At 45.9% G+C, this 12457-nt stretch carries 10 protein-coding genes; 3 read left to right on the plus strand and 7 right to left on the minus strand.

Annotated features, from left to right (window positions below; all coding sequences use genetic code 11):
• The first annotated feature begins 298 nt into the window (after positions 1-298).
• The gene (locus FGB90_RS03790; protein ID WP_171051686.1) at positions 299-1420 is read left to right on the plus strand and encodes an acyltransferase family protein; all 1122 of its coding nucleotides are present in this window, start codon (positions 299-301) and stop codon (positions 1418-1420) included.
• Between the two features lie 69 nt (positions 1421-1489).
• Here FGB90_RS03790 and FGB90_RS03795 read toward each other — a convergent pair whose 3' ends face one another.
• The gene (locus tag FGB90_RS03795; RefSeq protein WP_246056043.1) at positions 1490-2512 is read right to left on the minus strand and encodes a serine hydrolase domain-containing protein; all 1023 of its coding nucleotides are present in this window, start codon (positions 2510-2512) and stop codon (positions 1490-1492) included.
• A 138-nt stretch (positions 2513-2650) separates the two neighbouring features.
• Positions 2651-4135 (minus strand): sodium/proline symporter PutP, encoded by a 1485-nt coding sequence (gene putP, locus FGB90_RS03800; RefSeq protein WP_138809224.1) that lies wholly within the window; start codon positions 4133-4135, stop codon positions 2651-2653.
• A 327-nt stretch (positions 4136-4462) separates the two neighbouring features.
• Here putP and typA point away from each other — a divergent pair, with 327 nt between their 5' ends.
• Positions 4463-6301 (plus strand): translational GTPase TypA, encoded by a 1839-nt coding sequence (typA, locus tag FGB90_RS03805; RefSeq protein WP_171051687.1) that lies wholly within the window; start codon positions 4463-4465, stop codon positions 6299-6301.
• Positions 6302-6447: 146 nt separating this feature from the next.
• Here typA and FGB90_RS03810 read toward each other — a convergent pair whose 3' ends face one another.
• The 5 genes from FGB90_RS03810 to murB form a co-directional block, all read right to left on the minus strand.
• Positions 6448-6747 carry a hypothetical protein gene (locus FGB90_RS03810; RefSeq protein ID WP_138809225.1) on the minus strand — a complete coding sequence of 100 codons (300 nt, stop codon included), beginning with the start codon at positions 6745-6747 and terminating at the stop codon, positions 6448-6450.
• 118 nt (positions 6748-6865) lie between these two features.
• Positions 6866-7063 carry a cold-shock protein gene (locus FGB90_RS03815; RefSeq protein ID WP_110518134.1) on the minus strand — a complete coding sequence of 66 codons (198 nt, stop codon included), beginning with the start codon at positions 7061-7063 and terminating at the stop codon, positions 6866-6868.
• 504 nt (positions 7064-7567) lie between these two features.
• Entirely contained in the window at positions 7568-8914 is a 1347-nt protein-coding gene (locus FGB90_RS03820; protein ID WP_138809226.1) for a cobyrinic acid a,c-diamide synthase CobB, read from the minus strand.
• 78 nt (positions 8915-8992) lie between these two features.
• Positions 8993-9817 (minus strand): cobalamin-binding protein, encoded by an 825-nt coding sequence (locus FGB90_RS03825; RefSeq protein WP_138809227.1) that lies wholly within the window; start codon positions 9815-9817, stop codon positions 8993-8995.
• A gap of 593 nt (positions 9818-10410) precedes the next feature.
• Positions 10411-11334 carry a UDP-N-acetylmuramate dehydrogenase gene (murB, locus tag FGB90_RS03835; RefSeq protein WP_138809228.1) on the minus strand — a complete coding sequence of 308 codons (924 nt, stop codon included), beginning with the start codon at positions 11332-11334 and terminating at the stop codon, positions 10411-10413.
• Between the two features lie 480 nt (positions 11335-11814).
• On the opposite strand from murB, the gene yfbR reads away from it, so the two are divergent.
• The gene (gene yfbR, locus FGB90_RS03840; protein ID WP_138809229.1) at positions 11815-12399 is read left to right on the plus strand and encodes a 5'-deoxynucleotidase; all 585 of its coding nucleotides are present in this window, start codon (positions 11815-11817) and stop codon (positions 12397-12399) included.
• Positions 12400-12457 lie beyond the last annotated feature (58 nt).

Here is a 12457-nt window from a genome sequence, read left to right on the forward strand (position 1 = left end):
CGGGATGAATAACATCTTTACATCATACACATAGACAGCTCCTCTGACAATCGGAAAGGGCTGCGCCCGGAAGTTTGTAAATTTATATAAATTGATGTGAATTCCTTGATTTTACAGGGAAAACATATGATAATGCCGTTACTGTTTTTATTAAGACGTTTTCGGAAAGATTGTTGTTTTTTTCGCTGCAGGCGGACGCTATCCGCTCCATAATTAATCTGTTCAATAACAACAATCTATACGAACACAGCCTTTTGTTAAGATCTGAAGGACATTTACCTTTATGGGGTGGCTTTGTATGGATAAGAAGAGGATGATTAATGAGATCTTTGCATTAAGAAGCATAGCCTGTCTGTGCATCGTATTTCTGCATGCTATTGAAATAGCCCTTCGCTCCTCATACCTTCACGGTATGGGACCTTTTATCGTCACTCTTTTTGATTCCATCCAGGTTTTCCTTTACTTTGGCACACCTGTTTTCATCTTTATTTCGGAGCTGATTATTGCCTATTCCTACCGGAACCGGGATATACCTGACCACTTTCTCAGCAGACGGTTTAAATTCATTTTTATTCCTTTTATTGTGATGGCTTTTTTCTATTCAATTCCCTACGCCGTATCACTTACTGACTGGGGAACCAAGTTTTTCCTCAATGTTGTTATTGGTGATTTTCACGGTTATTTTGTTCTTATTATTTTTCAGTTTTATCTTCTTCATCTCCTGCTGCACAATTATCTTCGGCAGGCTGATCCTAAAACAATGATTCTGCTCAGTCTGGGCATTAACATCGCCTATCTGGCACTTTTTAACCTTACAGCGGCACCTTTTTCAAATACGTTCATGATTTATTTGTGGGAACGTTTTTACTGGATTCCGTTCTTCGGCTGGATATTCTACTTCACCCTCGGATACTACTGCGGGTACTATTATGAGGAATTTAAAGCGTGGGTTACCAGGCACCGTGTGCCGATTCTGATTGCACCGGTTGTCTCCACTGTGCTTCTTCTCTACTTTTACCACAACAATATGCTTCTGGTTCACAGTTCAAAACGGGTGGACATTCTTCTTCATACAACAGCCATTATCCTGGTCATTATGTATGCAGGAAGAAAGATGAAACACGTACCTCCGTTCCTTGTTTCGATCAGTAAGTATTCGTTTGGGATCTATCTTATTCATGTTTTTTATCTGCACGCGATTGACACACTTGTGCGACTGACGGGACTCTCGCTGGGAGCAGGCTATATCTTTGCCCTGTTTATTGCCAGTGTTTATGCCTCTATTTATACAATAAAGCTCGCTAATAAATGGAAATACGGTGTTTATATTCTGGGGAAACTGGGTGCTGATGCGAAAGGAAAATCATCTGAAGGTGTTTCCGGCTACTCATCTGAAAACAGGCTGAAACCGAAAACCTAGTATAATAACCGAAAAACCGGAAGGCTGAGTCAGCCTTCCGGTTTAATTATGCAATTCAGGCATCGCAGCCTACTCAATTTTTGCATCAAGAATCAATTCAAGCAGGTGAAGCCTCTGTGACTGGGTTACCCCTCTTGGGAAAAGCCGGAACAGGAGACGGTTTGAATTTACACGGTGGACAAATACGAGATCCTTTTCCGGGACGATGTCGATTGACTGACCGTGTCTTCCAACAGCGGAATAGAGGCCGAGGCTTTTCCACGGCTCCTCCTCTGCCACCCACCACATATACCCGTAATCATATATACTGTTTCCCGGAACGCTCGCCTGCACTGAAGTGCTTTTTTCAATCCACTCAGGTGAGATCAGCTGACTGCCGTTCCATTCTCCGTTCTGAAGGTAGAGCTGACCTATTCTGGCCATATCCCTTGCAGACATTCGAAACAGATAGGACGGATGAAGAGATCTGCTTGGCTCTTCTTTATATTCTGTATGGGACATTGAGAAATCCTCCATCTCAAGAGGTTCTGCCAGTTTTGTTTCGAAGTCCTCGAACAGGTCGCTCCCTGACGTGTTATTGTAAATGGTCCCGAGGACATTGAAATCCCAGTTATTGTAATAAAAATACGTACCCGGTTCGTGGCTCTCGCGATTCGGACGCTGCCTCCGCATATTCCACGATTCTTCCCCTGCCCGGAGATAAACGCCGGACTGTGAAGTCAGCAGATGCCTGACTTCAGCCTGTGCCTCCGTTGAAGTTAATGGGGGAAAGTCAATAATGCCGAGGCTGGATAAAGTATCATCAAGATCGAGAGAACCATTTTCAACGTATTCCCCGTACATGCCGCTCAGTATACTCTTGCGGATTGAATGGGCATTTGTTGTGCCGGCGGTGTCTCCCCAGCTGAAAAGAACTTTACCTTTATAAATTGCGATCCCGGCAGTTGAATTGAGTGAGTTGAAATATGTCCTGGCCTCCCGCAGCTTATCCTCATCCCAGCCGGCCTCTTCCGGGGATTCGTGTTCCTCCCACGTTGTAGGCGGCTGAAATACAGTAGTACCGGTCAGATTAATCCACAAAATAATTGGCATAAAAATGATAACTCCAAACAGGATCGTCATCCTAATTGTTCGTCGAAGCATCTCGTTCACCTACAGCCTGTGCAACTTCTGTGATAAGTATCATTGTACGTGGTGCACAGGCTGTTGGCAAACAGCAGTCATTCACCCTTAAATGTCCGATGTTTTAACGGAATCAAATTCCTGCTGAATTTCATCGGAAGGCGGTGCACCCATTAGACTTACAACTGTAATGGCGATTAAGCCTGCAGCAAATCCCGGTACAATTTCATACATATCCCAGACTCCGCCTGTTAGCCCGACTATATCCAGGTTTGTCCAGATGATGACCATGAGCCCTCCGGTGATAATTCCGGCGGCTGCCCCGTTTCGCGTCATCCGTTTCCAGAACAGCGACATGATGATCACCGGCCCGAACGCAGCACCGAATCCACCCCAGGCATACGCTACAAGATCGAGTACAGTACTGTCAGGATTGTAGGCGAGAGCTATGGCAATAAACGCTATAACGACTACTCCGAGACGACCGACCAGGACCAGCTCTTTCTGTGAAGCATCTTTTCTGAAAATGGCTTTGTAGAAATCTTCAGTAAGCGCGCTGGAAGAAACGAGAAGCTGGGAGTCAATTGTACTCATAATGGCCGAAAGGATGGCAGCAAGCAGAAATCCTGCTACAACCGGGTGAAACAGTACCTGTGTGAAAGCAATAAATACGGTTTCAGGATCGTTTAAAGGACTGGCTGTGAAACTTTCAAAATACGCAATCCCCACGAGACCCACAAACATGGCACCAGTGAGTGAAATGACAAGCCACGTCATCCCAACCAGCCTCGCCTTTGGAATCTCTCTTGACGATTTAACGGCCATGAACCTGGTGATGATGTGCGGCTGGCCAAAGTAGCCAAGGCCCCATGCAAGAAGGGAAATAAGCCCTACAGCTGTCATTCCCGAAAATCCATCCAGATAGGCCGGATCAATATTTCCTACATGACTCATTGTCTCGCTCCATCCACCCATTTCGGAGACGGCCACAAACGGAACGATAATAATAGCAAGAAACATAAGGATTCCCTGGAAAAAATCTGTCCAGCTTACTGCCAGAAACCCGCCAAGGAAGGTGTATGAAATAATAACGGCTGCCCCAATCCATAATGCAGCGGTGTAATCCAGGTTAAATGAATTTTCAAATAGTACAGCGCCACCCACGAGTCCGGCAGACGTATAAAACGCAAAAAACAGCAGAATAAAAACGGCTGAAATAACCCTCAGTATTTTTGAACGGTCGTGAAACCGGTTTTCAAAATAATCCGGCAGTGTGATGGAGTCTCCGGCAATTTCAGTGTAGATTCTCAGCCGTTTCGCAATAAACTGCCAATTTATGTACGCTCCGATGGCAAGGCCGACACCAATCCACATCTCGCCCATTCCACTTACATAGAGAGCGCCGGGAAGTCCGAGAAGCAGCCAGCCGCTTAAATCAGAAGCCCCTGCACTCAAGGCTGCCACACCGCCTCCGAGGCGCCTTCCACCGAGTACATAATCGGACAGGTTGTTTGTCATCCGGTAAGCGAAAAGACCGATGGCCAGAAGACCGATCAGGTAGACGATAAATGTTATTAAAGTAGCTGTATTCACGGAATTACTCTCTCCTTTCGGTAAAATAAGTGATAACTGACAGAATAATTAGTGTGATCATTGGCACGAACAGCCAGAAAACTGTTGGCCCGGTAAGTCCGTACTCCTCCACATTTCCACCTCCTCTGTAAGTGCTTTCATATACATACCCTATCTTAACATATGGAGAACATCAGGTGGCTTTACGTCTGAAAATTCAATCAATCATCCATTACTGGACTTTTTACCCCTGTGCCAAAGCTTATTGCACGATTTGTGTAACCACCCATAGAAGTGTGGTACAATAGGACAGTTGGTGAAATTGTACGAGAGAGTGAGTGATAAATAATGGAAATTAGAAACGACCTGCGTAACATTGCGATCATTGCCCACGTTGATCACGGAAAAACGACACTGGTGGACCAGCTGCTCAAACAGTCAGGTACATTCCGTGAAAACGAAAACGTTGACGAACGCGCGATGGATAATAACGATATCGAACGCGAACGCGGTATTACAATTCTCGCAAAGAATACTGCTGTAAAATATAACGATAAGCGAATTAACATTATGGATACACCCGGCCACGCTGATTTCGGCGGTGAAGTTGAACGGATTCTTAAAATGGTGGACGGCGTTCTTCTCGTAGTCGATGCCTATGAAGGATGTATGCCCCAGACACGGTTTGTACTGAAAAAAGCTCTTGAACAGAAGCTGACTCCCGTTGTTGTTCTTAATAAGATTGACCGTGAAGCTGCCCGCCCTGCAGAAGTCGTAGATGAAGTCCTTGATCTGTTTATCGAACTAGGTGCAGACGAGAATCAGCTCGACTTCCCTGTTGTCTATGCTTCTGCCATTATGGGAACAGCCAGTGAGGACCCTGAAAAGCAGGATGATGATATGACCTGCCTTTTTGAATCAATAATAGAAAATGTTCCTGCACCAAAAGATAACAGCGAAGAACCATTCCAGTTTCAGGTCACAATGCTCGATTACAACGACTATCTTGGTCGAATTGGTGTGGGAAGAGTCTTCCGGGGCACCATTCGTACCGGTGACCAGGCTTCTCTCATTGCTGCCGATGGATCGATTAAGAAATTCCGTATTTCAAAACTGTTTGGTTTCATGGGCCTGAAGCGGCTTGAAATCGAAGAGGCTAAAGCCGGTGACCTGATTGCGATTGCAGGAATTGAGGATATTATGGTCGGTGACACGATCTGCCCTGTTGAGCATCAGGAAGCAATGGAACCTGTCAGAATTGACGAGCCTACTCTTCAAATGACTTTCCTTGTAAATAACAGCCCGTTTGCCGGCCGGGAAGGTGACTATGTTACAAGCAGGAAGCTTGAGGAGCGCCTCAAGACACAGCTCGAAACAGATGTGAGTCTAAGGGTCGAGAATACAAGCTCTCCTGATGTATGGACGGTATCCGGCCGGGGTGAACTGCACCTTTCCATCCTGATTGAAAATATGAGACGTGAAGGATATGAGCTTCAGGTATCAAAACCGGAAGTAATTGTAAAAGAAATCGACGGTGTATTAAGTGAGCCTGTTGAGCGTGCCCAGGTTGATGTCCCTGAGGATTATACCGGCGCTGTTATGGAATCACTTGGTGAGCGTAAAGGCGAAATGATTGATATGGTCAACAAAGGAGACGGCCAGGTCAGGATGGATTTCGTCGTCCCGTCCCGCGGACTAATCGGCTACACTACTGAATTTATGGCACAGACAAAAGGATATGGGATCCTGAACCATTCCTTTGACGGTTACCGGCCGGTCGCAGAAGGCCAGGTTGGCGGACGCCGCCAGGGTGTTCTTGTTTCCATGGAAACCGGAAAATCAACTTCCTACGGTATGCTTGCTCTCGAAGACCGCGGCACCCTGTTCGTTGAACCGGGCACTGAGATTTACGAAGGAATGATTGTCGGCGAACACAACCGTGATAATGACCTGAGCGTCAATATTACCAAAGTGAAGCAGCAGAACAACATCCGCTCTGCTACAAAGGAAAGCACAGTAACAATGAAGCGTCCAAAACTTCTTACTCTTGAAGAAGCACTTGAGTTTCTGAACGAAGACGAATATTGTGAAGTAACTCCGGAATCAATCCGTCTGCGTAAGAAGATTTTAAACAAAGCCATGCGTGAACGTGAGGAAAAACGCAAAAAGCTCGCATCTAAAGTTTAAATCAGGACAAATGCTGAAATAAATCAGTCTCCTGTAAGTGAAAGAGGCCCGAGTTATCGCAATACGATAACTCGGGCCTCTTTGCTGTTTAAATCTCAGTGACTGAAGGCCCCTCTCCCGGCGCGGGGTTCTGTTCCAGCCGACTTTTAGTCTTCACGTATTTTTTCAAGATCATCAAAACGCTGTTCATTTCTGTACCAGGCAGATCTCGCTGCACTCCACCCATATACAGGAGCTATTACTGCAAAAAACATACCATATGAAAGAACATCTCCTGATGTGAAGTACTCAACTGTTATACTGCCGTGTTCAATAAAACCGGCAAATACAGTAAGTACAGCAAAAAACAGTGCAGCCTGAATGGCTCCTGTCCGCCACATATACCGCTTCTTTCCTTTGTAGCGGGTTATATACCATTTACGATAGAACTGATCATCACTCGTCATTATTTAACACCAGCCTTTGAAGATACCGAGTTATTAAAGAATCGTTGTTATGTAAGACAGTGTTTCAGGAAATCCGGTAATAAAAAATCCCCTCACCATGGAGGGGATTTAAGGTTACTTATTTTTGAACGTTAGCCGCCTGTGGGCCACGTTGACCTTGTTCGATTTCGAACGTTACAGCCTGACCTTCGTCAAGTGTTTTGAAACCTTCACCCTGAATGGCAGAGAAATGTACGAATACATCGTCCTGTCCTTCAACTTCGATAAAACCGAAACCTTTTTCTGCGTTAAACCATTTTACTGTACCTTCAACCATGGTATAATCCTCCTGCGCGGAAACTTTTTCCGCATTGTATTACTATTTTTGCTCTTCGAATTCACTCAAGGGTGTAAACACTTTACGATGTTTGAACCATGAATCTTTCCGAACTAAAAATAATTAACTTCATCTTACCATGGAATTTTGCACTTTGCAAACTTAACAGCACTTTTTTTTGTCTGCAGGCCACATTTGCATCGGAACGCGAATTCGTGTACACTAATAGTTGTCCTTCTTCCATGGGAAGGCAGGTTATGAATAAATCTTCGCTGTAAAAAAATCAGATCCAGTAAGGATGAATGAGATGGCATCTGTGAAAACATTGTATTTCTTTTTTACACTGGCGCGGCCCAGGAGCCGCAAGGATGAAAAAGAGGCAGGGTTTTCATTACTAAAGATTTACAGACGATTAAACGGTATCACAGAAATACTACCGCGGCTAATGCCGAAGGTTTTTCTAATAACTAATAATAAAAGGCTGGCCACTCAGGTCAGCCTTTTTCAATTACTGTTCCGGTTTAAGGGACTGCATAGAGCCGCGAAACGGCCTGCTGCTTCAGGGCAGGATCCAAAATGCAGGTGGCTGTAAGATGCAAATAAATTGGGGAATTCATTCCGGTCAGGCATCCTGCCCGAAAAACTCGAGTAATGAAACTCGTGGGCAGCAAGACTTTCTCCTTTCTCCAGAGCCACACAGGAGATATCATTTCCGGTCACATCCAGGTATCTGATGGACTGAAGTGTATGATGAACCTGTATATTACCCTCAATTACCCCGGCCATATTATAGGCTTTTCCTTTCATATCCACCAGCTTTTTGCACAGGTACATAAAGCCGCCGCACTCGGCTATTACAGGAACGTTGTTCTCAACCTTTTCCCTGACGGAACGAAGCATTTCCCTGTTCTCGGCCAGCTGGGCGGCAAAAGCCTCCGGAAACCCGCCCCCAAAATATATTCCCGTCACTTCTTCAGGAAGTCTGCTGTCATGCAGGGGCGAAAACGGAATGCACTCTGCTCCGTAGGATTTCAGCAGATCTAGGTTTTCCTCATAATAAAAGTGGAAGGCTTCATCACGGGCCACGGCAATTTTCGCTCCCTCCCCCTTTCTTTCTTCTCCTTTCCTCCTGCGAAACAGAACAGGCTCGTACTCAGGTTCCGGGCATACAGCCAGCTCAGCAAGGCGCTCAAGATCAACTGTTTCAGAGATACGGCTGCTGATTCTTTTTATGTATGCAGGGAGATCCTTTGTTTCCTGTGAAGGTACAAGACCCAGGTGCCTTTCCGGCAGATGAAGTTTTGTATTTGCTTTTAGGTAACCGAGAACCGGGACACTGCATTCCTTTTCCACTGCTGCCTTGACGAGTTCATAATGGCCGCTTCCCCCTACCCGGTTTAATATGACACCTGCTATCCGAGGCTGATCCGAAAAAAGCTGGAACCCCTTTACAACAGCTGCAGCGCTTCTTGCCTGGGCTTCACAATTGACTACGAGGATTACAGGCGTTCCAGTAAGGGCAGCAATATGGGCAGTGCTTCCCTCATCCGATAGAGGATCCGCTCCGTCATACATCCCCATAACTCCTTCGATGACAGCAATATCAGCCCCCCTGCTTCCAAAATCGAGCACCTCTTTTACAGCGTTTTCTCCAAGCAGTCTTGTATCGAGATTTCTGGATACTCTGCCTGTCACAGCCGTATGAAAGGCGGGGTCGATAAAATCAGGGCCGCACTTGAACCCCTGCACACACCATCCCCTGTCTTTAAGGGCTGCCATCAGCCCGAGTGTGATGGTCGTTTTTCCTGCTCCGCTTTCAGTACCTGCGATTACAATTCTCCGGTTGGTCATCTCCTCATCCCCCTGTCTTTTTATTCTGCTTTAATGGTGAACGTACCGCAGTTAACAAAGTTTTAGTGCTGCCGCCCCTCACCCTCTGCATGAATACAATAGCGGGTCTTCCCCCGTGTAAAGTGGATAAGCATCGGGATGGAGAATCGCGCTCAGCTTGACGAGTCCTTCCAGGAGTCTCGGGGATGGCCTGCAGTACAGCGGTTCATCCAGAACGTGAATCTGATTATTCCTAAGGGCTTTCATGCCCCCCCATCCAGGCCTTCTTTCAACTGTTTTCAGGTTGATTCTTTCCTGTCTTACCCCTGTCCAGACCAGAGCAATAATATCAGGATTGTAATTTCTTACGGTTTCCCAGTCTGTCTGGACACTCTTAACATCTTTTTCTGCAAACACATTTCTTCCTCCTGCCACTTCACTTAATTCGGTAAGCCAGTTTTTCCGGCCGGGGGTAAATACAGGTTTCGGCCACCATTCCCAGTAGATGGATTTTTTTGACGCTATGGATCTGCTGATCTCTTTGTACTGACTTAGTGTGTTGTCGTATGCTTCCGCCAGGAGGTCTCCCTTCTGTGAAACACCGGTTTTTCCCGCCACGAATCTGATAATACCCGATATCCCGGCAAGGTTTTCGGGATCGGGGACAACAATATGGGGAATGCGCCTCTCTTCGAGTGCTCTAACGTTCTTTTCCATACCCGGTACAGACAAGGATGCGAGCACAAGATCAGGCTTATAGGCCTCAAGTCTGTCCATGTCAATTGAGAGATCCGGCCCGAGACGGGGCAGGGTTTTTATGCCTTCCGGCCAGTCTGAGAAGTCATCCACAGCCACAATGGAATCTGTGAGGCCAAGGTAGGCAAGAAATTCAGTGCTGCTTGGACAAATGGAAATAAGCTTCATTACACAAGCCTCCTAAAATTTTGAGTGTTGTTATTCTGAAACAGCTCTCCATTGAAAAATGTTTGAACCTCTCCCTCCACTCACTTACACTTAAACTGAGTGTTTTTTAGGAACAGCTGTTTTCGGAAAGATTGTTGTTTTATTCCGCTGCAGGCGGACGCTTTCCGCGGACAGGGCCTCAGCCGGCAGAGTAGTTATCATGCTTCTTCCTCTGCCCGAAACGCTATGAAGCGTCTGTGTCGAAGCAGAATTCAGCATATTCACGAAGTAAACGCTATTTGCTCTTCCCGCCGGAGTCGCCGCCTTTCGCTCTACAGTTAATTTGATCAATCGCAACAATCTATACGAACACATCCTTAGGAAAAGAGGGAAAAATCGATGAAGGATTTTCACTGCTGTGCAACATGCATTCATTTTGAAGTAATCCGAAGTGAAGCCCGGACGCTGTACAGATGCAGCCGTCTTGGTTTTGAAACACGTCCCCACTACAAATTTAACTGCTGGGAGCCGAAGTCACACGTCAGAAAACTGATAAAAAAACAGGAGGATGCTTCATCGTAACGGCCGATGAAGCTCCTCCTGCTGTATACGGCTTATTTTTCAGCCGGTTCTTCTCCTACGATTTTCACTTCAAGTTCAAGTTCAACTCCAAAAGTATCCTTCACTGTTTTCCTTACCATATCGATCGTTGAAATGTAATCTGTCGCCGTAGCGTTTGACTTATTGATAATAAATCCCGCATGTTTAGTGGAGACTTCCGCTCCGCCTACACCTTTCCCCTGAAGTCCGCTGTCCTGAATCAGTTTCCCCGCGAAATAACCAGGCGGCCGCTTAAACACACTTCCGGCAGAGGGATACTCCAGCGGCTGCTTTGATTCACGCTGAAAAGTGAGATCATCCATCTTTTCTTTAATTTCTTCCCGGTTTCCTTTCTTCAGTTCAAAAACAGCCTCGAGAACCATGTACCCTTTTTTGCCTATAATGCTTGAACGGTACTTCAGATCAAGCTCTTCTCTGGATAGAGTAAGGAGGTCACCCTCCTTTGAAACAACCTTGACATGATCTATAACATCTTTTACCTCACCGCCGTAGGCTCCGGCGTTCATAACCATTGCGCCTCCAATGGACCCGGGAATTCCGCAGGCGAATTCCAGTCCTGTCAGTTCCTCTTTAAGAGCCAGACGTGATGCATCGATGATATTTGCCCCGCCCTGGGCAATCAGTTTCGTTCCCTCTACATTCAGATCGCGAAGTTTACTGAACTGAACAACAACGCCCCGGATACCTCCGTCTCTCACGACCATATTTGAACCATTCCCAAGAAGCATAAACGGAATATTCTCCCGGTTTACAAGCTGTACAATTTCACTCATCTCACCGTAGGATTCAGGTGTAACAAAAAAGTCGGCGCTACCGCCGAGTTTTGTCAGCGTATGATTTTTCATAGGTTCATTTCTCATCACGTTTTCTGTTTTACATATGGAAAGTAAAGCTTTGTAGATTTCGTTTGATGTCATTTAAGATCCCTCTTACCTCATGAATTTACTATTTTAGTATTATGCATTTCAGGGCAATTGGCAACCGCAATCGGGTTTTTTAGACAATTTCTCTTATAACCCGGCCCTTTTTATTGGCTCTTTTCGTAAAGACTGTTGTTTTATTACGCTGCAGGCGTACGCTTTCACCACAGGCACAAGTGCGACATCCGTTCATGCTTCACGGTGTCTTCTATGCCGCGGGCATCTTTTCAGCCGGGAGAAATTCCTGCTTCTTCCTCTGCCAGTTAAGCTCTGCAGTCGGGCACGTCGAAGCAACTCGAAGATTAATCACGGAGTAACGCTCGTCGCTGGAGTCGCCGTCTTTCGCTGCATAATTCATTTGGTCAATAACTGCACTCTAGACGAACACAGCCTTTTTATTACAGTTGCTTACTTCCTCTCCCTGGTGTACGATCAATTTCGGACTCTTTATACAGTGCTGAAAAGGAAGTGAAAGTTTTGGAAAGTCATCTGCTTGCTTATTTTTACCGGCTCCGATACATCGAAAGGTGGAGCCTGATGAGGAATGTAATGAAGGAAAACGTGGCTGAGCATTCCTTTCATGTCTCCCTCATCACACATACATTATGTACAATTGCGAATCACGTTTACGGGAAAGAAATCGATACAGAGAAAGCGGTCACCCATTCTCTTTTTCATGATGTAACGGAAGTAATCACCGGGGATATCCCCACACCGGTCAAACACCATAACAGCGATATGCTGAAAAACTTCCGGGATATTGAAGCTCTTGCAGCTGAGAAGCTTGCTTCAAAAGCTCCCGGTGAGCTGAAGGACGTCTACAGCAGTCTGATCGGGCACAAAGGCGATGAGGCAATTGCATCCTATATTAAAGCAGCAGATCTTCTGGATGCCTACTTAAAGTGTACGAGTGAACTGCTTGCAGGAAACCGCGAGTTCGCAGTTGCAAAAAACCAGATTCAGGAAAATCTTGATCGCCTCGATATGGAGGAAGTGGATTATTTCCTCCGGCACTTTGCCCCGAGTTTTGAGAAAACTCTTGATGAAATTTCCGAGGAGTGAAAACGCGGGTAAGCTCTGTTATAATAAAATTGCTGTTAGTTTACTGAAAGGCTGTGAC

This window comes from Alteribacter natronophilus (assembly GCF_006007885.1).
Taxonomy (GTDB): Bacteria; Bacillota; Bacilli; order Bacillales; family Salisediminibacteriaceae; genus Alteribacter; species Alteribacter natronophilus.